Origin of the sequence: Sphingobium sp. B8D3A (assembly GCF_025961995.1) — a bacterium.
In the GTDB taxonomy this organism is placed as follows: Bacteria; Pseudomonadota; Alphaproteobacteria; order Sphingomonadales; family Sphingomonadaceae; genus Sphingobium.
The window spans coordinates 3,275,265-3,295,262 of sequence record NZ_JAOQOS010000001.1; the positions used below are offsets into that span (position 1 = coordinate 3,275,265).

Below are 19,998 nucleotides of genomic sequence, written 5' to 3' on the forward strand. Positions count from 1 at the left end.
GGGAGAGGACAGATGACGACACGCACAACTCTGACCGGCGTGGCGCTGAGCGCACTCATGCTGGTCGCTCAGCCTGCCCCGCTGCTCGCGCAACATGCCGGGCATGGCGATCAGGCCGATCACGCCCGCATCCTTCAGGAAGTGCAGGATCGCACCCAGATCGAGAAGCTGATGTGGGATTATGTGCGCGCGGCCGACAGTCTGAATGCGGATGCCTACGCCGCGCAGTTTACGCCCGACGGCGCCTTCAACGACGTCAAGGGCAGCGAGGCGCTGCGCAAGATGATCACCGCCATGAAGACCAGCCAGGAGGAGCGCCGGGCCAAGGGCGAGCATATCGGCGCGATGCACCACATGATGAGCAACCAGACCATCACCTTCATCGACCGCGACCATGCGCAGGTAAATTATTACTGGCAGACGGTGTTCGCCGACCGCGCGCTCAATCCCCCGCCGCGGCTCGCCGCTGCCGGTCGCGGACGCGACGATGTGGTGCGCGTCAATGGCAAGTGGCTGATCCAGCTGCGCAATGTCGCGGTAAAGGACTAAGAGCGGAGGCCGCCCGTGCAGCAACAGGTCGCCGTCATCACGCTGGGCATCGGCGATCTGGCACGCGCGCGGCGCTTTTATCGCGAGGGTTTCGGCTGGACGCCGGTGTACGAGGGGGAGGACATCCTCTTCTACCAGATGAACGGCTTCGTCCTCGGGCTTTGGGCGAAGGACGCGCTGGCGCAGGACATGCAGCGCACGGTGGCTGGTGACGGGTCCACCGCCCCTTTCGCGCTGGCGCATAATGTCGCGACGCAAGCGGAGGTCGCGCCGCTGATTGCCCGGCTGGTGGAAGCGGGCGGCAGCCTGCTGCGGCCCGCCGACGCGCCGCCCCATGGCGGGATGCGCGGCTATGTTGCCGATCCTGACGGCCATGCCTGGGAGATTGCGTGGAACCCGGCCTGGCCGATCGATGCCGAGGGGCGCGTGACCTTCGCGCTTTGAATGGGGGTTAAGCTGTTTGTGCGCGCCTTAGCCCCTCCCCTTCAGGGGATCGTTGCGAAAGGTGTGATTGGGTCTTTTTGGTAAGCGACGGCGGATCTGGGTACGTACTGGGGCCCTGAAGAGGGCGGCGTTTCGGCATCGGGAGGCCGCCCTCTTGGCGTTCTGGTGTCTGGCTCAGGCCAGTTTAAGCGATCGCTTCATGTTGTAGGCAAGGGCGAGCAGAAAGCAGTGACTTCGGTTTGCTTTCAGGCCGTTATAGCGCACCGCCGTAAACCCCATCCATCGCTTGAGCGTGGCGAACACGCCCTCGACCTGGGCACGGATGGGGGAGATCAGGTCGTTGTGGCGGCGCTGCAAGGGTGTAAGCGGCGGGCCGCCGCCCCAAGTCTTGTGCATGATCCGCGGCTTGATCCCGGCTGCCTTGAGCCACTGTCGCCGCGCCCGCTTGGCATAGGCCTTGTCGGCATAGACCGCCTGCTCGTCGCCGCACACGAGGCGCTCTGCCATGTCGGTGTCGGCCACATTTGCTCCGGTCAGTACCAGCCGGCGGATCAGGCGGCTGTCCTGATCCGTGCCGATATGCACCTTGTAGCCATAATGCGCGCGATGCTTGCGCATGGTCAGCGTCGCATCATCGTCCACTGCCTCGCGCGTGCCGCTGCTCGAGCCGGGGCGGAAGGGCGTTGCCACCAGCGAGGCATCGATCATCGTGCCGCGCTTGAGCACGAGACCGCGCGCCTCCAACTGGCGCGAGAACGCGCCAAACAGCTTTTCACTCAGCCCGGCCTCGGCCAGGCGATTGCGGAACCGGCACAGCGTCGTGTGATCGGGCGACGACGCTTCGAGCGGCAGGCCGATGAACCGCCGGAACGACACCCGATCGTTGATCGCCTCTTCCAGATCGGCATCCGACAGCCCATAGAACTGCTGTAAAAGCAAGGCCTTGAGCATCAGTAACGGTGGAAACGGCGGCCGTCCGCCCCCTTGATCGAGCCGCACCAGCAGCTTCTCGAACCGATACCACCGCACGTCCTGCGATAGCCGATCCAGGCTCTCGTTCCGACCAAGTTTGGGCGACACCCAACCTTCCGCAAAACCGAGCTGACCTGTCATCACCTGCCTCCTCAACGCAAACCAAGTGAATCAAATGTCACACCGTTTTGCAACGATCCCCTTCAGAGGAGGGGTGGGGGTAGGGCTCAACCACCACGGATGTTCGCAATGCGAGCGATGCTGCGCATCGCCCCCACCCCCTTTCCCCTCCCCTGAAGGGGAGGGGCTGATGGACGTCAGGCGTCCGTCGGCTCGGCAGGCTCCTTGGCAAGCAGGATCGGATCGTCCAGCCCCGCCGCGAGCGCATCCTCGACTGTCTCCAGCCAGATGAACTCCAGCTTCTCCCGCGCATTGGCGGGGATGTCGTCATAGTCGCGCTTGTTGCGGGCGGGGAGCATCACGCGGGTGATGCCGGCACTCGCGGCGGCGACGACCTTCTCCTTGATACCGCCCACCGGCAGCACAAGACCGCGCAGGGAAATCTCCCCGGTCATCGAGGTATCGCTGCGCACCGTGCGGCCGGTGAGCAGGGAGGTGAGCGCCATGAACATGGCGACGCCCGCGCTTGGCCCGTCCTTGGGCGTGGCGCCGGCGGGGACATGGACGTGAATGTCGCTCTTCTCCAGCAGTTCCGCCGAGACGCCGAGGCTGTTGGCCCGGCTCTTGAGCAAGCTCAGCGCCGCCTGCGCGCTCTCCTTCATCACGTCCCCCAGCTGGCCGGTGAGGATGAGCCGGCCGGAGCCGGACATCTTCGTTGCCTCGATGAACAGGATGTCGCCGCCGACGGGCGTCCAGGCCATCCCGGTTGCCACGCCGGGCACGCTGGTGCGCTGCGCCACCTCATTCTCGAAGATGCGGTCACCCAGCACCTCGTGCAGATCATCGACGCCGATGGAAACCTTGTCCGCACTGCCCTCGGCAATCCGCACGGCGGCGTTGCGGATGGTCTTGCCGATCTCCCGCTCCAGGTTCCGCACGCCCGCCTCGCGGGTGTAATAACGGATGATCTCGCTCAGCACGGCATCGTCCACCGTCACCTGCTCGGCGGTGACGCCATTGGCGGCGAGCTGGCGCGCGACGAGATAGCGCTGGGCAATCGCCAGCTTCTCATCCTCGGTATAGCCCGAGAGGGTGATGATCTCCATGCGGTCGCGCAGCGGGCCGGGGATGGTCTCCAGCATGTTGGCCGTGGCGATGAACACCACCCGCGAGAGATCGAACGGCACGCCGAGATAATTGTCCCGGAAGCTGCCATTCTGCTCGGGGTCGAGCACTTCGAGCATGGCGGCCGAAGGATCGCCCTGCACACCGCGGCCCATCTTGTCGATCTCGTCCAGCATGATGACGCAATCGCGCCGCCCGGCCTTGCGGATCGCCTGGATGATGTTGCCGGGCATGGCGCCGACATAGGTCCGGCGGTGGCCGCGGATCTCGGACTCGTCATGCACGCCGCCCAGACTCACGCGCTCGAATGGGCGGCCCATGGCCCGCGCGATGGACTGGCCGAGCGAGGTCTTGCCGACGCCGGGCGGGCCGGCGAAGCACAGGATCGGCGCCTTGCCGCCGGGCGCGAGCTTGCGCACGGCAAGATATTCGACGATCCGCCGCTTGATCTTGTCGAGGCCATAATGATCCGCATCGAGCGTCTCGCGCGCCTTGGCGATGTCGATGGGCTGCTCCTCGGGAATGTCCCACGGCAGCTCCGTCAGCCAGTCAAGATAGGTGCGGATGATGCCATGCTCTGCAGCGGCCTCAGGCATCCGCTCGAGCCGACGCAACTCCTTGCGCGCTTCCTTCTCGACCGCCTCGGGCATCTTGGCGGCCTCGATCTTCTCGGTCAGCTCCGCGATCTCCGCCGCACGGCCATCATCCTCGCCGAGCTGGCGCTGGATGGCGGCCATCTGCTCGCGCAGGATCGCCTCGCGCTGGCGGCTGGTCAGCGTCTCCTGCACGTCCTTGCCGATCTCGGCTGAGAGGCGCAGCACCTGCAGGCGCTGCTCCAGCAGGCGCGAGACACGGTCCAGCCGCGCCGGCAGCGAGACAGTCTCCAGCAGCTCCTGCTTCTGAGTGGTGTCCACGTCCAGATAGGCGGAAACGGTATCGGCCAGCGTCGAGGCCGACGCGATGTTCTGGATCGCCTCGGCCAGACCCTGCGGCGCCTGCGGCAGCAGCTGCACCGTCTCCAGCGCCTGCTTACGGACATGGATCAGCCGCGCCTCGACGTCCGGCGTCTTGTCCTCCTGCTCGGCGAGCTTCTCGACGCGGGCGACCATGAACGGCCAGCCTTCCAGAAACTCCACGATGCGAAAGCGCGTTTCGCCCTGCAGAATCAGGTGATGGGTGTCATCGGGCGCGGTCACATAGCGCAGCACATTGGCGAGCGTGCCCATGGCGTGCATGTCCGCCGGGACGGGCGCGTCGACGCCCGCATCGCGTTGGGTGAGCACGCCAATCGGCAGGCTCTCGCGCACCGCCGCCTGTGCAGCGTTGACCGAGATCGCGCGGCTGAGCGCCAGCGGCATCACCACATCGGGGAACAGCACGAAGCCGCGCACGGGGACGATGATGATCGCATCCTCCGGCAGCGTCCGGAAAGGCTGCGTCTCGCCGGGCGCGGCGCCCTGGGGCTGCGCGGCGCCGGTGGACGTGGGATTGGCGGTGTTCGTGGTCAAAACTTCCATCAGAAGCGGCCTCCATCGACCTTGCTGAGCGTAACGAGCAGGCAGCCATTCACGGCGGTGCGACGCACACCGTGATACTGGCCGCCGGGTAACGGAAGGCGACGCTCGAAGCGGCCCTGCGGCAGTTCGAGGCGATGAATGCGCGCGGTGCGCAGCTCCGGCGGCAGGATGCGCTGGCCGCGCACGATGAGCACGCCATCCTCGATGAACGCCTCCGCCTTCTCGGCATCCACACCGGGCAGCGCCACGATGACCAGCACCTCATGCGCCGTCTCGATCATGTCGGCAGGCGGCTCCCAGGCCGGCGGACCGCTGGCGGCGCGGACGGGCGCATAATTCTGCTGCTGGAGGCGCTGCATGCGATCCAGCAGGTCGACCGCATCGGCCCACATCCAGTGCCTATTCCGCGAAGTCATGCGCGCCCTCTTCCCCATGGGTCACCGGGCGAGATGCGCGGCGTGCATCCAATAAGGTTGCTCGCCGGACCGATTTCAAGCCCGGCAGGAGGGCGCGGGAAGGCTGGGCGGAGAACTGGAGGCAACACAGTGCTCCTGCGAAACCAGGAGCCTATAGCAGACAGGGTTGGGCCCTGGGCTCCTGCTTCCGCAGGAGCACGCGTGAGACCTAATAGCGATAATCCACCGCAATGCGCACGGTGCGCGGGCGCTGGGGGGTGGTGTAGCCGCCGGTGCCGGTGCCAAAGGGCGTGCCGAGCGCGAAGCGGTTGCCGGTTGTGTCCAGCAGGTTGGTGAGCGACAGCGTCACCCCCCGTCGCGTATCGCCGTAGCGGGCGGTGACGCCGGTATCGACATAATCGCCTTGCTCGTCGCCCAGCACCGGCCCGATGCCAAGGCGCGAGGGACCGATATATTTGAGCCAGCCGGCCAGCCGCAGATCCGCCGCCCCCAGCGGCACGCGATAATCGATGCGGGCCTGCGCCGCATATTCCGCGACATTGGGAATGCTGCCAGGCGAGGCATCCGCGCTGAGCTGACCGAGAGAGCCCAAAGCGGGAAGCTGGGCCAGGGCGTTGGTCACCGGCAAATCAGTGGCCCGCAGCGCGGCAAGCCGGAACGCCTCGGGCGTCAGCGCGATGACGCGGCTGTGATTGTAGACGGCATTGAGATCGATCTGCAGCCCGTCGAGCGGGAAGAGCGACAGGCTGCCGGCGATGGAGGTGATGCGGCCATTGCCGATATTGGCCGTGGTCGGCAGCCCGGTCCCGTCGATGAAATCGGCCTGAATGTCGCGCCAATAGGCATAAGCTGCCGAAAGGCTGGCGGCGAAGCCATAATAAGCGCTACCCATCCGCACCCCGCCTTCCAGGCTCTGGATGTGATCGTTGCGGAACTGGCGGACGAACTGGGATTCGATGGCAAGGCCGCCGGGCCGGAAGCCCTCCTCATAGCGGGCATAGACGGTGAGGCCCGGCACCAGATGCGCCAACACCTCGCCGGAGGGCAGCAGCTTGGTCTCGGTCCGGCTCGCGACAATATCGCCGCCCTGCAGGGCGAACAGCGGCTGCACATCCTCCGCGCTGCCGCTCAGCCGGCTGTGCGTGATCCGCCCGCCGCCGCTCAGCAAAATGCCGCGCGACACCTCGACGCTGAGCTTGCCATAGCCGGTCAGCTCCGTGACGCGATTGCGCACGCCGGTGGCAGCGGCCCGCAGCGTGGTGAGCCCCAAGGCGCGGCGCTGCTCGGCCTCATTGTCGATGGCGCTGATGCCCAGCACCCAGCCAAAGCCATTTTCGACCGGGCGCCATAGCCGGGTCTCGCTGGTCAGCATCCGCGTGCGGTTGCGCTGCTCGAACACGCGTGGGAGCGTGTCGGTCCGCGTCGCATCGAAGCGCTCGTCCAGACCGTGGTTGACATAGGCATTGGAGGATTGGAAGCGCAGCGCGCCGAAATCCTTGCGGACCACCAGCGTCGCCATGCCATAATCGGCATTGGCATCCTCGACCACAAAGCTGTTGCGGGTGAGCGGCGGGGCATCGCGGTCGGCATATTGGGAATCGTCGATGAGCGTCGACTGATAGATGCCGCCGACATCCACCGTCCATGCATCGCCCGGGTCCAGCCGCAGCACGGCGCGCCCGCCAGCAATGCGCGTGCGGTTGACATCGTTCACGCCGCGCACCGGATTGTCGATATAGCCGCCGTCGGTGATGCCATAGCCGGTCAGGCGCAGGGCATGGCCGCGCGTGCCGATGGGCATGTTGACGGTCGCGGCGACATCGGCGCCCGGCTCGCCATGCTGGGTGAAGCTGAGCCCAGCGCTGGTCTCAACCGTGAACCCGCGCGGATCAGGATCATTGGGCACCAGCCGGATGATGCCGCCGAGGGACCCCGCACCATAGAGCGTGCCCTGCGAGCCCTCCAGCACCTCGACCTGCTTGATGTCCTGCAGGCGCAGATCCGGATCCGGCGCATTATAGGTGAGGCGCAGGTCGCCCAGATACTGCCCTACCGTCGCCTGCGTTGGCCCGGTGAAGCTGGAATCGGCGATGCCCCGGATGAACAGCTTGTTGCGCCCGGAGCCCAGATGCGTCGAGGCAACGCTGGCGAGGCGCGAGGCGATGGAGTCCGTGCCGCGCTCACCGCCAAACCGCAGGTCACTGCCATCGAGCAGATGCACCGCGCCCGGATAATCCTCATAGCGCTGATCGAGCTTGCTGGCGGTGACGACGAAGGATTCCACTTCGGCCGGCGGGGCCGGAGGGGGTGGCGGAGCGACCGGACGCCTGGGCCTTTGCGCCTGCGCTACGGCAGCGGGCGCGCTCACCGCATCGATCCGCCAGCTCGTGGCGCTCAACTGCACGGCCCGGCTGCGCGTGCCGGCCAGCATCCGCGCAATGGCCTCGGCCGGCGTCATGGTGCCGCGCACGGGCTTGACCTTTGTGCGCCAGAGCGCGTCGCTGGTCACACTGATGCTGATGCCCGCCTGCCGCGCGAGTTGCGGCACCCGATCGGACAAGCGCCCTGCAGGCACGTCGATGGGCCGGGTCTGCGGCGCCTGCGCGGCGGCCGGCCCGGCGACGCCCAGCAGCGCCGCCGTGGCGAACAGCGCCAGCTGGGCACGAGCTATCTTGAGAGCGTCCACCCTCCGCTTTCCTTTGTCGCAGAGGTGCCGGAAAGGGCCGCGAGATCGTTCACCAGCCGTTCCTCGGGCAGATCGGTGCGCAGGGCCCCGCGGAAGCGGATGCCTGCCGCGGCTGGCGTGGTGCGCAGGGCAATGCCGGTGGTGCGCGCGACTTCCGCCGCGACATCATCCAGATGCACACCATCATAGACGAGCTGGCCGGCGCGCCAGCCGCCTACCGCTGCGGGACTGACCGCGCTCAGGTCCGTCGCGCTGCCATCATCGCGGGCGGTGAAGCGATAGCCGGCATCGACGCGGATCGCCGCGCCGCGCGGATTGTAGACCACCGCACCTTCCGACACGGCCACGCTGATCCGCCCGTCATTGCGCGCGACATCGAACACCGTGCCCACATCGACCAGCTCGGCGCCGCCGACCGAAACCCGGAACGGCGCAGCATCCTTGTGGACGACGGAGACGAGCACCTGCCCTTCCTCCAGCTCGATCCGGCGCGGATCGCTGCGGCTGAGCTTGACCGAGGAGCCGCCGTTCACCGCAATCTCGCTGCCATCGACAAGCGTGACCACTTGCGAGCGGCCCAGTGGAGTCTTCACCCGGTAGCTATCCGACGACGCCTGAAACAGGCCGATGCCGACCATGCCCGCGATGGAAGCAGCGAGCGCACCGCCCACCCACAGCCGACGGCTGAACCGGCGCGGGATAGGCGGCGTGGGCGAGGCAGCCCGGCCCCCGTCCCGCGCGACGGCGCCACCCTCCGGCCAGATGTCCTCCGGGCGAGCGGGCAAGGTATCAAGATCGGCATCCAGCGCGGCGAGCTGGTGATAGGCCGTCGCATGGGCCGGATCGCTCTCGAGCCAGTCGGTGAAGGCCTCCCAAGCATTGAAGGCCGGATCGCGCTGGCGCATCAGCCAGTCGATGGCCGCTGCGTCCGCCGGGTCCATCCCCGCCTGCCGATCATGCGTCATCGGACTGTCTCCTTGCGGCCAGCAGGGCAGCATAAGCACGACGCAGATCGCTCTCGACCGTGCTGAGGCTTACCCCCAGCTCGGCGGCAATCTGACGCTGGGGCACGCCATCAAGACGATAGCGGCGGAAAACCTGGGAGGCGCGCGAGCCCAGCGCCTCCAGCGCGCGGTCGAACCGCCGCAAATCCTCGCGCGCAATCAGCTGCGCTTCCGCAGTCGGCTCGGGTACGACCTCGCCCATGCCGCGCGCCTCCGTCCACGCCTGGTCGCGGGCCCGGGCCTGCCGCTCGGCACGATAGCGATCGACCATGAGGTTGTTGGCGGCGCGATACAGATAGCCCAGCGGATTGCCGACCGGACCAGTAGGGCGCTGGGTGACGCGCATCCACAATTCCTGAAACAGATCCTCGGCGGCATCCCCGGCGCCATGGGCGACCAGAAAGCGGATGAGCTGGACGCGATGCGCCATCAGCGCACTGGCCAGCCCCTGCCCTTCGACAGGACCGGTATCGGTTCCCGTTTCACCTCTCATGGTCCGTCCGTTGTGGCTTCCCCGTGCCTTCATCGCCCGGCACCCTGCGTCCCGGGGCGCACCTGAAGCTCCTGCGCGGTATAGCCCGCTGACACCGCCACGCAAGGGCCGGCGCGGCCTACTCCACACAGGCTCCACGCCCCGTGAGCGAACGGCGCAAGGGGATTGTGAGCCAGCATGCGTGCAGCGGTCGATCGCAAGGACGGTCATCTCCATTCAACTCCGGGTTGGGCAAGAGGGAGTGGGGGTGGTGGGCAAGGTTCCACGCTCCCTCTTGCCCGCACATCGGCCTCAAGAACCGCTTAGAGGCCGATGCGAAGACTGGCGCGCAGCGACAGAGCCCAATTGCCCTGATACTGCTCCGCGCCGAGTTCACCGCCGATCTGGAAGCCGCTGTTGCCGGCGACGCCGCGCAGGCGCCCGACCCAACCGCTTTCCCGATCATCGGGCAGCAGCGTGAACGCCTCGCCACCCTTGAACTGCGCCACCGTGGTGCCGAGATTGCCGCTCACGATCTCACGGCGACCGGCCTCGACCTCCAGCCGGGACCAGCCGGACCACTCATCCTGGCCGCCCATGTCGATGCCCAGCACTGCGGTGCCGGTGACCGCCAGCTCGTCGCTGGTCCGCGAGCGCACGATGAGGTTCATGGCATCGCCGCCGCCCGTCTCGGTGTAGCCATTCTCCTTCAGCCGGAAATAATCGAGCGACACGACCGGGCGGAAGGAGATTCCGCCCTGCGACACCCAGTCGTAGGAGAGCGTGCCCATGGCCGAATAGAGCCGGGCATTGCGATCGCTATTGGCGGTCAGCGTGGTGGCGGTGCCATCCTTCAGCCCGTCGAAGCTGCGCTTGCCTTCCAGGTCGACGAAGCCGACCGACCCTCGCGCCGTCGCCCGCAAGCGCCCGGTCTTCAGGCGCCAGTAGCCGGCGACCTCGATCTGGTTGGCGGTCACCTGATTGGCCGTGTCGCCATCGCGATTGCGACCCCACAGATAGGCTACCGACGTGCCGAAGCTGCCAAGGCCGGTCTTGATTTCGGCGCCGCCGCCAAAGCCCCAGCCGGAGGTCTCATACGCCGCCGTGTCGCCGCGCCCCTTTTCGACGCCCCAGACGAGCTGGTTGATCCAGTAGCCCCATTTGCCTTCATCCTTGAACGGGCCGGTGGGGTCATCCAGCATCCGCCCGAAGGTGCGCGATCCTTGCGTGACGACCTGGAAGGTGCCGCCGGCATGATCAGGCAGGAGCTGGCGCAGGCTGGTGCGGAAGTCCTCGCCATCGGTGATGCCGAGGAAGGCGGTTTCCACCCGTTCGTCCTTGGAGAGCGCGGCATAGATCGCATCGAACGCCGACGCTTCCGAGCGGTTGAGGCCAAGGTCCGCAGTGGTCTTGCGGCCGAGGGTCACGCTGAGCGTGTTGGCGCTGCTGCTGAGCGTCGCCTTGTAGAGATAGGGCACCAGCGCGGTTTCGGCATTCAGGTTGCCGGCGCCGGTGAGTGTGCCGGCGGTCAGCACCAGATGATTGCCCACCGCATTCTCGATATCGCTGACCCGCAGCACCAGCCGCGAGTCCGCCGCGAAGCTCGCGGTGCCGGCGACCGAGAGATAGGCCGTGCTGTTGCCCGCCGCCCCCAGCGTGATGCCGAGCGCGCCCTTGTCGGTCACGACCAGGCTGCCGATCTGCGCCGGGCCCGTGAGATCGAGTGCGCCGCCCGCAAGGCTGAGCGCCAGTTGGCCGGCATTGGCGAAGGTGCCGGAATAGACGGCAGTGCCGCCAATCGAGAGCGTGCTCGCGGTGCTGCCGAAATCGGTCGTGCCCTTGAAGCGCGACGTGCCGGCAAGGCTCATCGTGCTCGTGCCGGTACCGAAGTCGACATTGCCGGTGTAGACCGCATCGCCGCGTAGTTGGAGCGTGTCGGCTCCGGCCCCGAAGCTGGTGTTGCCGGTGACCGTGCCGTCCGCGATGTCAAAGAGGTCATTGCCGCTGCCGAACCGGACGTCGCCCACAATGTTGGGCGCGGTAGCGCTGGCGGCGACCTCGGTCTGCTTGACGGTCACGCCGCTGCCGTTGGCGGTGAGATCGATAGCGATGTTACGGCCCGAATCCGCCTTGGCGCCGGTCGCCGAGATGGCGCCGCTATTCTCGATGAGCGTCAGCCCGCCCGAGGCATCGATGATGGCGACCGCGCTGCCGGCCTCGCCGGTCGTCGCCTTGATCGTGCCGGCATTGCGGAGGGTCGGCAAGCCGGCACCGGCATCGACGCGCACGGCGGTCGCCGTCGTGCCATCCTTGCTGGTGCCGGTCGCCTCGACCTTGCCGGTGACGTGCAGCAGCGGTGTCGATGCCCCGGCGCCGAGGCGCAGGGCCGTTGCCGAGGCATCGCGGGCGGAGGCCTCGACGCTGCCACTGATGCCGATGCCCCCGGCGATGGTCACGGCGCCGCCCTGCCCGCCGACGAGCAGGCCATTGCCCTGCACGCCGGTGTAGAGGCCGCTGCCGGACACCGTGCCGTCGATGATCAGGCCATAGCCGCTGCCCGTCGCCGGCACCGCACCGATGGCGATATCGCGCCCGGCCGCGCCGATCCGCATCGCCGGTGCCGCGCCATAAGAGCGCACGACGGCCGAGCCTTCCTCGCTGTCCTTGATGCCGTCCTTGTCTTCGTCATCATCGGTGGTGCTGGCGTCCTTGGGCGGTACGGCAAGGATGATGCCGCCAGCGACATCGCCTTCCACGATCACGGCCGAGCCGCCCTGCAGCAGATCGTCAGCATCCAGCTTGGAGGGGTCGGACGGCGGCGTGGTGTAGCGATAGCCGGTGGCGCTGATCGCGCCCTGAATGGTCAGCGTGCCGCCGACATTGCCTAGGAACGCCGCGCCAACCGCATTCACCCCCTGAGCGCCGACCGTGCCGGCGAGACGGACATTGCCGCTGATATCTCCGGCCTGCACGCCGATCGCACGATCGCCCAGCACGCTGGTCGTTCCATCGTGCGAGAGGGCGCCGGTGAGCGGACCGCCCAGCCGGATGCCGAAGGAATCATTGCCCTCGATCTGGATCGTGGCACCGCGCGCCACGGTGATGGCGCCGGAATAGGCGCCCAGCGTGCGGATGCCGTAGCGCCCGGTGCCGACCGCGAACGGCCCGTCGAGATCGCCATCATTGTCGCCGTCGGTGGGCGTGTAGCTCTCATCAATGATGATCTTGCCGCTGTGGACGATGCCGCCCGACGTGCCGGCATTTGCGACGATGCCCGCGGCATTGTCCGCATTGCTGATCTGGATTGTGCCTTCATTGGTGATCTTGTTGGCACTGTTGACCGTGACCGCAACGCTACCCGCGCCGGTCAGTTCGATCGATCCCGCCGAGCCGATCTTGATATCGTCGGCCGCGCCATTGTTGGCGGTGGCCGTCGCGATTGCGCTGGTCCGCTTGGTCGTGATCGAGGTTTCCGCTGACGCCGCACTGGCAAGAGCGAAGGCGCAGGTGGAAGCAAGCAGGAAATGACGCATGAATACTCCGCTGGTCGTTCAGTACCGGGGAGTGTTCCCTCCCCCCTTGACCAGCAGGACGGAGCCGAGGGCATACAGCCTTGGCTCCGACCGATATTCTGCGCCGCGTGATGCGGCGACCGGCGCACTGAGGCCCGCCGATCCCGCAGCTTACTGCGGTTTTGCCGCCACGCTCATCACATAAGTGGCGACGTCGTTGATGTCCTTCTCGCTCAACTGGCCCTCATAGCCGGGCATGGCGCCGGCGCCCTTCGTGACGCGCTCGACGATCAGCGCGTGGGTAAGGTTGGCATTGCCATCCAGCGAGGGGCCGATGGGGCCGCTGGCATCAGCTGCGGCCAGCGTGTGACAGGCGCCGCATACGGTGCTCTCGAACACCTGCTTGCCATGGGCAGGATCGCCGGCGGGCGCATCGGCTGCCTGCGCCGGAATCAGGGCAAGCGGTGCTGCGGCGAGCAGGGCGGCAATCGCTGCTATGCTCGACATCTTGGCGGCGTTTGCGCGTGTCACAGAAAATCCCTCCATCCGAATCATTGCCATTCTAATCATCTGCGCCCTAAGTCAGGATCGACAAAAAAGTCCAGAACCGCGCCTGACGCTCAAGGCCTTCGTCCCGACGCCTGAACCGGGGCGGCTGAACGGCGGCTGACGCGCGCGACAAGACGAGAGGAGCAGAGCCATGGGCCAGGCAAACACAACGCGCTTTTCTGACGTGCGCTTTCCCCAGAGCGGCGGGTGCCAGTGCGGCGCGGTGCGCTATGAACTGAGCGCGCCGCCGCTGGGCATCTGGGCCTGCCACTGCAGCCTGTGCCGGAAACAAAGCGGCAGCGCCTTCGGGCTCTCCATGGGCGTAGCTATCGAGAGCTTGGTGTTCACGCAGGGGACGCCAGCGATCTGGACGCGCGACACCGACTCCGGCCATCGGCTCGACTGCCTGTTCTGCGCCGTCTGCGGGTCACGGCTGATCCATCGCCGCCATCGACATGAAGGCATGCAGACGCTCAAACCGGGCACGCTGGACGATACGAGCTGGGTGGTGCCGGGGCGCCATTTCTTCGCAGAGAGGGCGCTGGATTGGGTGAGGCCGCTGATCCAGGGCACGGACTGAAGGACGACCTAAAACCTATTTGGAATGTTTTTTTGAGGTTGATCATTCCAAATTGACGTGTCTGTGCCTGAGGCTGCAAACACCTCAAGTCTCTGGTGCCCCCTGCACTTGCCAATATCCCCGGTCAGGCCCATGGGATGGGGATGCTTTCGCTGCTCTCCATTCTGATCGGCGCGGTCGCGCTGATTCTTGCCATTCCCGCCATCATCCCCGGCCTTGGCTGGGCCAATTGGGTGATTGTGCCGATGGCCCTGTTCGGGGCGCTGATCGGCCAGTTCGCGGCGGGCACCGGAGCGCGCAATTTCTGCCTCGCCGTGGCCGCCTTCGGCATGTTGCGCCTGTGGGCCGGCGGCGGAATTTTCTGAACGAGAGCGGCAATATGAGCAGCCAACCCACCGACATCGCGGATGCCGAACAGGCGGCCCAACGGCGCGCGGGTCTGCTCGCCGGCGTCGGCGCCTATGCGATCTGGGGCCTGATGCCGCTTTATTTCAAGCTGCTCGGCCATGTCTCTCCCTTCGAGATCGTGGCGCATCGGGTGATCTGGTCCGTCGCCTTTCTCGCCATCGTGCTGGCGGCGATGCGGCAATATCGCGCCTTCGTCGCGATCTTCAGACAGCCGCGCATTCTTGCAGCGCTGGCGCTGAGCGCGGTGCTGATCGGCATCAACTGGCTCGTCTATATCTGGGCGGTGGATACCGACCATGTCGTGGCGGCGAGCCTGGGCTATTTTCTCAACCCGCTGGTTAATGTGCTGCTCGGCACGCTGGTGCTCAAGGAAGTGCTGCGCCGCCGGCAGGCTGTCGCCATCGGCATCGCGGCGGTGGGCGTGGCATTGCTCGCCATCGGCGAGTGGCAGACGCTCTGGATCAGCCTCGCGCTGGCGATCAGCTTTGCCTTTTATGGCTTGGTCCGCAAGCTGACGCCGGTGCCCTCGACCTCGGGTCTGGCAGTGGAGACGCTGGTGCTGTGCGCCCCGGCCCTCGCACTGGTCAGCTTTTATGCGGCGCAGGGCACGCTGGCGTTCGGCGACGATCGCTGGGTGACGCTCGGCCTGATCGGCACCGGGGCGCTCACCTCCGTGCCGCTGATCCTGTTTGCCATTTCCGCGCGCGCCCTGCCGCTCGTGACCCTTGGGCTGATGCAGTATATCGCCCCCTCGCTGCAGTTCCTGTGCGGGGTGTTCCTGTTCGGCGAGCCGATGTCCGCCGGGCGCTGGGGCAGCTTCCTACTGATCTGGGTCGCCCTCGCGCTGTTCGTGTGGGATAGTCTGAGCGGCGCTCGCGCGCGGCGGCGCACGCTGGCATGAGCAGCGCCGCCGCTGCCGCGGCCCCCTCCGCGCCCGCACGCCGCGACCGGCCCCTGTTCGCGATCATGCTGCGGCTGCTGGCGATGATGATGATCGGCGCGACCTACGCCATCGGCAAGCTGCTGATCGAGCGCGGCGCCAATCTGGCCGAAGTGGTTTTCTACCGGCAGCTCTTTGCCTTCCCCGTCGCGGCGATCTGGGCGGTCGCACTGATGGGCACGGCCCTGCTGCCCAAGGCGCCGATGCGCACCCATATCACCCGCACCAGCCTCGGCATGATCGGCATGTTGCTCAACTTCGGCGCGGTAGCGCTTCTGCCATTAGCCGAGGCGACCTCCATCGGCTTTACCATGCCGATCTTCGCCACAATCCTTTCCGCTCTTCTGCTGCGCGAACAGACCGGTATCCACCGCTGGAGCGCGGTTCTGCTCGGCTTTGTCGGCGTGGTCATCATGACCCATCCGGACTCCGCCAATTTCGCCTCTGCCGGCGTGTTGGTGGCGCTCGGCGGGGCGATGGTGACGGCGCTCGTCGCCATCGTGCTGCGCGATCTTGGCAAGCGCGAATCGGCACCGATCATCGTCTTCTGGTTCACCCTGCTCTCGCTGCCGCCGCTCGGGCTGATGCTGATCTGGCACGGGCAAAGCCACGATCCCGTCGCATGGCTGCTGTTCATCGGCCTTGGGCTGACCGGCGGGGCGGCGCAATTGTTCATGACCTCGGCCCTGCGCTACGGGCCGGTCTCCATCGTCATCCCCATGGATTATAGCCAGATGATCTGGGCCACGCTGGCCGGCTGGCTGCTTTGGTCCTACTGGCCGGAGCCTTCAACGTGGGTCGGGGCGGGCCTGATCGCGGCGAGCGGCCTCTACATCGCCTGGCGCGAGCATGTGCGCCGCCGGGCGCTCACCGTCAGCCCGGATGAGGACCGCGCCGGAAGATCAGGCTGAGATTATTGGCCGGCATCTCGACAACGCGCTTCAGCTCGAAGCCCTCGGACGCCGCTGCCGCCTCGACATCATGCACCCAGCGCAGGCCCCAGGCGGAGTCGCGCGCGCGCAGCGACTCATCGAAAGCGATATTGCTTGGGGCAGTCTCCACCTCGCGGCGGAAATAGGGGCCGTAAAGAAAGAGCGGCGCGCCTTCCGGCAACAGCATCGCCGCGCCGTGGAGCAGGCCGAGCGTTGCAGCCCAAGGCGAGATATGCACCATGTTGATGCACAGGATCGCGTCCGCCTCGCCGATCGGCCACGCCTCGGGATCGGCAGCGTCGATCTGCAGCGGCGGAGCGAGATTGGGCAGCGCCACCTCATCCGCCCAGGCGGTGATCGAGGCGCGCGCGACCGGGTCAGGGTCGCTCGGCAGCCAGCGCAGGGCAGGGAAGCAGCGCGCGAAATGCACGGCATGTTCGCCGGAGCCGCTGGCGATCTCCAGCACGAGCCCGGTGGCCGGCAGGGTCTGCGCGAGCAATTGAGCGATGGCATCGCGGTTGCGCACCGTGGCGGGAGCATGACGCTTGCCGCCCCGTGCGGGGGCTTCACCGGTCAGCCAAGGCTTCGACCTGTCATCCATCGATCCATGCTCCCTGTTCAAGCTCACCCTCTATAACAGACCGGGCGACGAAAAGAGGCATCAAACCGACCTAAAATGGCTCAATCCCAGCGCATGACGGTCTTGCCGATCAGCGCACCCGCCTCCAGCGCGGCGTGCGCCTCGCGCAGCGTGTCGACACTGGCGGTGAGCGTTCGGGTGCGGGTGGAAACCAGCGTGCCCGCATCGACCAGCGCTGCAATCTGCCGCAAAACCGCCTGCTGCTCGGCCATGCGAAAGCTGCTGATCGACTTGGCGAACATGAACTCCCAGTGGACCGAGAGCGCCTTCTGCTTGAACGGCAAGATGTCCAGCGCGGCGGGATCGTCAATGACCATGAGATGGCCAAAGGGGCGCAGCAGCGCGGGGATGACCGGCAGATAGGCGTCGGTATGCGTGGTGCTGAAGATGGCATGGAGATCATGCAGGCCCAGCGCCGCCAGTTCGGGCTGCACGTCGCGGCCGATGACATGATCGGCGCCCATAAGCTGCGCGAAGGCGACCGTCTCCTGCCGGGACGCGGTGGCGATGACGGTGGCCGGGGTCAGCGCCTTGAGCAGCTGGATCGCCATCGAACCGACACCCCCTGCCCCGCCGATGATCAGCACGCGGCTGTCCGCATCATAGACGATGCCGCGCTCCAGCATCGCCTCATAGGCGGTGAGCGCGGTCAGCGGCAGGGCGGCGGCATCGGCGAAATCGAGGCTCGCGGGCTTGTGCGCGACAAGGCGATGATCGACCGCTTGCAGGCGGGCATAGCTGCCCGGCCGGTTGAGATCGCCGGCATAATAGACCGCATCACCGACCGCAAAGCCCTGCACCTGCGCACCCACGGCCTCGACGATGCCGGCAGCGTCCCAACCGAGCACGACCGGCGCATTCGCCGTGCCGCCCCGGCGCTGGCGGATCTTGGTATCGACCGGATTGAGCGCGAAGGCCTCGACCCGGACCAGCAGATCCTGTGGGCCGGGCACCGGATCGGGCAGGTCGCGCAGGGTGAGCGCAAAGTCCGTCAGCGGGTGGGCGGCGTCATAAGCAAAGGCCTTCATCGCGGGTCGACTCCTGGCTCCTGAATTGGGCATCTGGTTGGAAAGGGCGCCGTCAGTCCTTCAGGCGGACCCAGACCGGGGCGTGATCGCTGGCTTTCTCCCGCCCGCGATAGGCCTTGTCCACCTGCGCATCGGCCAGCCGGTCGGCAGCAGTGGGCGAGAGCAGCAAATGGTCGATGCGGAAGCCTGCATCGCGCTGCCAGGCACCGGCCTGATAATCCCAGAAGGTCCACACGCCGCCGAGCGGATGGCGCGCGGCCAGCGCATCGGTCCAGCCGTCGTTGAGCAGGGTCTTGTAGGCGGCGCGGCTCTCCGGCTGCATTAACGCGTCGCTGGCCATGGCGGGTGGCGACCAGACATCGCGATCGAACGGGATGACATTATAATCGCCGGCTAGCACGGCGGGCACTTCCTCCGCCCAGATCTGCGCCGCACGGGCGCGCAGCCGCGCCATCCAACGCAGCTTGTACTCGAACTTGGGGCCGGGAACGGGATTGCCATTGGGCAGATAGATGGAAGCGATGCGCACGCCGTTCACGTCCGCCTCGATGTAGCGGCTGTGCTCGTCTTCCGGCTCGCCCTCCAGCCCGCGCGTCACTTCCTGCGGAGTAGCGCCCTTCGCCAGAATCGCGACGCCGTTAAAGCCCTTCTGGCCGTGCCAGATGGCGCCATAGCCGGCATCTTCGATATCCTTGATCGGGAAGCCTTCGTCCTGCGTCTTGATTTCCTGTAGGCAGGCGACGTCCGGCTGGGTTTCCGTCAGCCACTCGACCAGACGCGGCAGCCGCGCCTTGATGCCGTTGATATTGAAGGTCGCGATCCGCATGAACTAAAGCCCTTTTGCCGGCACCTGCCAGTGAGGGTCCGTCTTAGGGAGAAGCATGGCGCTTCGACAAGCGCGTCCCGGCGCGAACGCTCAGAAAGTCAGACCGAGAAGCTGGTTCCGCAGCCGCAGCCGGCGGTCGCATTGGGATTTTCCACCTTGAAAGCCGCGCCACCGAGATTGTCCACAAAATCGACCACGCAGCCGCGCACCAGATCGAGGCTCATTGAATCAACGACCAGCTTCACGCCGTCCGTCTCGACCATCACATCGTCCGCCTCGGGCGCATCGGCCAAGCCGAAGCGATACTGGAAGCCGGAGCACCCCCCGCCTTCCACCGCGAGGCGGAGAATGGCCGGCTTGCTCTGGCGCTCGGCGATCCAGGCGACCCGCGCGGCGGCGGTGGGAGAGAGGCTGATATCCATGGCTGCTAGATAGGGCGCACACGCCGCAACGGCAAGCGGCGGCCCGCAAGGGAGCCGCGTCGCGCTTGACGATGGAGAAGAAAACTCAGGACAGCCTGCTCACCCGAGCGGGCGAGCGGCGATCAACGATCGCGGTTGTCGGTGGGGCGGTTGGCTTCCGGGCCACCCATGGCGACCTGACGATCGCTGTGCTCCTTGGCCTCGGCCAGAGCCAGCTCGTAATTGGTGCCTTCCAGATAGGGCATCGGGTTCACGGCGCTGCCGGCGATGCGGACTTCATAATGAAGGTGGCTGCCGGTCGAGCGACCGGTGGAGCCCATCAGGCCGATGAGCTGGCCGCGACGGACGCGCTCATTGGGCTGGGCGATCAGCTTGGACATGTGGCCGTAGCGGGTCTCGAGGCCGTTGCCATGGTTGATCTCGACGAGATTGCCATAGCCGTTCACCCACTGCGAGCGGCGCACGACGCCATCGGCTGTCGCATAGATCGGCGTGCCGATCGGGCCGGGAATGTCGATGCCCTGATGCATGCGAGCGCGGCCGTTAAACGGATCGCTGCGAGTACCGAAGGAAGAGGTGAGACGCACATCGTCGACCGGCTGGCGCGACGGGATGGAGGCCTTGCTGTCCGTGCTCTGCTCGGTGGACTGCTCCATCTGGACCATCGCCGAGAAGAGCGAGGCAAACTGGGCGTCGTGGCCGGCATCGGCCAGGGCAGGAGAGGCAACCATCAGACCGGCAATCGCCAGAACCTTCGCGGCAGCTTTGAGGACACCCTCTTTGGCGAAGGTCATAGCGCTCGAATCGATCATTTGGACCCCGTGATGGGCCGTGACCGACCCCTCAATGTTTTTGT

19 protein-coding genes are annotated in these 19,998 nt (G+C 66.6%); 6 read left to right on the forward strand and 13 right to left on the reverse strand.

Translation table 11 applies throughout. The features are described from left to right. Positions 1-12: 12 nt before the first annotated feature. Positions 13-549: a nuclear transport factor 2 family protein gene (locus M2342_RS15165; protein ID WP_264579693.1), complete on the forward strand. Its 537-nt coding sequence runs from the start codon at positions 13-15 to the stop codon at positions 547-549. Positions 550-564: 15 nt separating this feature from the next. After that, positions 565-993 (forward strand): VOC family protein, encoded by a 429-nt coding sequence (locus tag M2342_RS15170; RefSeq protein WP_264579694.1) that lies wholly within the window; start codon positions 565-567, stop codon positions 991-993. A gap of 174 nt (positions 994-1,167) precedes the next feature. Here M2342_RS15170 and M2342_RS15175 read toward each other — a convergent pair whose 3' ends face one another. The 8 genes from M2342_RS15175 to M2342_RS15210 form a co-directional block, all read right to left on the reverse strand. Beyond that, on the reverse strand, positions 1,168-2,106 hold the full coding sequence (locus M2342_RS15175; RefSeq protein WP_264577804.1) for an IS5 family transposase: 939 nt from the start codon (positions 2,104-2,106) through the stop codon (positions 1,168-1,170). 176 nt (positions 2,107-2,282) lie between these two features. Beyond that, complete coding sequence (lon, locus tag M2342_RS15180) at positions 2,283-4,727, reverse strand: endopeptidase La (RefSeq protein WP_264579695.1); 2,445 nt, start codon at positions 4,725-4,727, stop codon at positions 2,283-2,285. Then, positions 4,727-5,143: an Hsp20/alpha crystallin family protein gene (locus M2342_RS15185; RefSeq protein WP_264579696.1), complete on the reverse strand. Its 417-nt coding sequence runs from the start codon at positions 5,141-5,143 to the stop codon at positions 4,727-4,729. Before M2342_RS15185 ends, lon begins: the two co-directional genes overlap by 1 nt. Positions 5,144-5,351: 208 nt before the next feature. After that, a complete protein-coding gene (locus M2342_RS15190; protein ID WP_264579697.1) occupies positions 5,352-7,829 on the reverse strand; it encodes a TonB-dependent receptor in 2,478 nt (825 codons plus the stop codon). Then, positions 7,811-8,794: a FecR family protein gene (locus M2342_RS15195; RefSeq protein ID WP_264579698.1), complete on the reverse strand. Its 984-nt coding sequence runs from the start codon at positions 8,792-8,794 to the stop codon at positions 7,811-7,813. The genes M2342_RS15190 and M2342_RS15195 overlap by 19 nt, the downstream gene beginning before the upstream one ends. Then, positions 8,784-9,326 carry a sigma-70 family RNA polymerase sigma factor gene (locus M2342_RS15200; RefSeq protein ID WP_264579699.1) on the reverse strand — a complete coding sequence of 181 codons (543 nt, stop codon included), beginning with the start codon at positions 9,324-9,326 and terminating at the stop codon, positions 8,784-8,786. Before M2342_RS15200 ends, M2342_RS15195 begins: the two co-directional genes overlap by 11 nt. 302 nt (positions 9,327-9,628) lie before the next feature. After that, a complete protein-coding gene (locus tag M2342_RS15205) occupies positions 9,629-12,838 on the reverse strand; it encodes an autotransporter domain-containing protein (protein ID WP_264579700.1) in 3,210 nt (1,069 codons plus the stop codon). Positions 12,839-12,988: 150 nt separating this feature from the next. Further along, a complete protein-coding gene (locus M2342_RS15210; RefSeq protein ID WP_181560552.1) occupies positions 12,989-13,348 on the reverse strand; it encodes a c-type cytochrome in 360 nt (119 codons plus the stop codon). A gap of 169 nt (positions 13,349-13,517) precedes the next feature. On the opposite strand from M2342_RS15210, the gene M2342_RS15215 reads away from it, so the two are divergent. The 4 genes from M2342_RS15215 (at position 13,518) to M2342_RS15230 (ending at position 16,205) form a co-directional block, all read left to right on the forward strand. Continuing rightward, complete coding sequence (locus tag M2342_RS15215) at positions 13,518-13,946, forward strand: GFA family protein (RefSeq protein WP_264579701.1); 429 nt, start codon at positions 13,518-13,520, stop codon at positions 13,944-13,946. A 137-nt stretch (positions 13,947-14,083) separates the two neighbouring features. Next, positions 14,084-14,311: a hypothetical protein gene (locus M2342_RS15220; RefSeq protein ID WP_413715145.1), complete on the forward strand. Its 228-nt coding sequence runs from the start codon at positions 14,084-14,086 to the stop codon at positions 14,309-14,311. Between the two features lie 14 nt (positions 14,312-14,325). Then, a complete protein-coding gene (rarD, locus tag M2342_RS15225; protein WP_264579702.1) occupies positions 14,326-15,255 on the forward strand; it encodes an EamA family transporter RarD in 930 nt (309 codons plus the stop codon). Further along, entirely contained in the window at positions 15,252-16,205 is a 954-nt protein-coding gene (locus M2342_RS15230) for a DMT family transporter (RefSeq protein WP_264579703.1), read from the forward strand. Before rarD ends, M2342_RS15230 begins: the two co-directional genes overlap by 4 nt. Here the strand turns inward: M2342_RS15230 and M2342_RS15235 are convergent. From M2342_RS15235 to M2342_RS15255, 5 genes are all read right to left on the reverse strand, one after another. Next, positions 16,168-16,827, reverse strand: coding sequence for a class I SAM-dependent methyltransferase (locus M2342_RS15235; protein ID WP_264579704.1), 660 nt, complete (start codon positions 16,825-16,827; stop codon positions 16,168-16,170). The two genes, M2342_RS15230 and M2342_RS15235, sit on opposite strands and share 38 nt — an antisense overlap. Positions 16,828-16,907: 80 nt before the next feature. Continuing rightward, complete coding sequence (locus M2342_RS15240; RefSeq protein ID WP_264577418.1) at positions 16,908-17,894, reverse strand: zinc-binding alcohol dehydrogenase family protein; 987 nt, start codon at positions 17,892-17,894, stop codon at positions 16,908-16,910. A gap of 52 nt (positions 17,895-17,946) precedes the next feature. Further along, complete coding sequence (xth, locus tag M2342_RS15245) at positions 17,947-18,720, reverse strand: exodeoxyribonuclease III (protein WP_264571238.1); 774 nt, start codon at positions 18,718-18,720, stop codon at positions 17,947-17,949. A gap of 98 nt (positions 18,721-18,818) precedes the next feature. After that, entirely contained in the window at positions 18,819-19,142 is a 324-nt protein-coding gene (gene erpA, locus M2342_RS15250; RefSeq protein WP_181560559.1) for an iron-sulfur cluster insertion protein ErpA, read from the reverse strand. A gap of 122 nt (positions 19,143-19,264) precedes the next feature. Then, positions 19,265-19,954 carry a M23 family metallopeptidase gene (locus M2342_RS15255; RefSeq protein ID WP_181560560.1) on the reverse strand — a complete coding sequence of 230 codons (690 nt, stop codon included), beginning with the start codon at positions 19,952-19,954 and terminating at the stop codon, positions 19,265-19,267. Between the last annotated feature and the right edge of the window lie 44 nt (positions 19,955-19,998).

Excerpts from the sequence above, each read along its gene's own strand:
- xth (WP_264571238.1), bottom strand. The coding sequence starts at position 18,720 with ATGCGGATCGCGACCTTCAATATCAACGGCATCAAGGCGCGGCTGCCG.
- M2342_RS15185 (WP_264579696.1), bottom strand. The coding sequence starts at position 5,143 with ATGACTTCGCGGAATAGGCACTGGATGTGGGCCGATGCGGTCGACCTG.
- rarD (WP_264579702.1), top strand. The coding sequence starts at position 14,326 with ATGAGCAGCCAACCCACCGACATCGCGGATGCCGAACAGGCGGCCCAA.
- M2342_RS15200 (WP_264579699.1), bottom strand. The coding sequence starts at position 9,326 with ATGAGAGGTGAAACGGGAACCGATACCGGTCCTGTCGAAGGGCAGGGG.
- M2342_RS15195 (WP_264579698.1), bottom strand. The coding sequence starts at position 8,794 with ATGACGCATGATCGGCAGGCGGGGATGGACCCGGCGGACGCAGCGGCC.
- lon (WP_264579695.1), bottom strand. The coding sequence starts at position 4,727 with ATGGAAGTTTTGACCACGAACACCGCCAATCCCACGTCCACCGGCGCC.
- M2342_RS15220 (WP_413715145.1), top strand. The coding sequence starts at position 14,084 with ATGGGGATGCTTTCGCTGCTCTCCATTCTGATCGGCGCGGTCGCGCTG.
- M2342_RS15215 (WP_264579701.1), top strand. The coding sequence starts at position 13,518 with ATGGGCCAGGCAAACACAACGCGCTTTTCTGACGTGCGCTTTCCCCAG.
- erpA (WP_181560559.1), bottom strand. The coding sequence starts at position 19,142 with ATGGATATCAGCCTCTCTCCCACCGCCGCCGCGCGGGTCGCCTGGATC.
- M2342_RS15235 (WP_264579704.1), bottom strand. The coding sequence starts at position 16,827 with ATGGATGACAGGTCGAAGCCTTGGCTGACCGGTGAAGCCCCCGCACGG.
- M2342_RS15205 (WP_264579700.1), bottom strand. The coding sequence starts at position 12,838 with ATGCGTCATTTCCTGCTTGCTTCCACCTGCGCCTTCGCTCTTGCCAGT.
- M2342_RS15230 (WP_264579703.1), top strand. The coding sequence starts at position 15,252 with ATGAGCAGCGCCGCCGCTGCCGCGGCCCCCTCCGCGCCCGCACGCCGC.
- M2342_RS15255 (WP_181560560.1), bottom strand. The coding sequence starts at position 19,954 with ATGATCGATTCGAGCGCTATGACCTTCGCCAAAGAGGGTGTCCTCAAA.
- M2342_RS15165 (WP_264579693.1), top strand. The coding sequence starts at position 13 with ATGACGACACGCACAACTCTGACCGGCGTGGCGCTGAGCGCACTCATG.
- M2342_RS15240 (WP_264577418.1), bottom strand. The coding sequence starts at position 17,894 with ATGAAGGCCTTTGCTTATGACGCCGCCCACCCGCTGACGGACTTTGCG.
- M2342_RS15175 (WP_264577804.1), bottom strand. The coding sequence starts at position 2,106 with ATGACAGGTCAGCTCGGTTTTGCGGAAGGTTGGGTGTCGCCCAAACTT.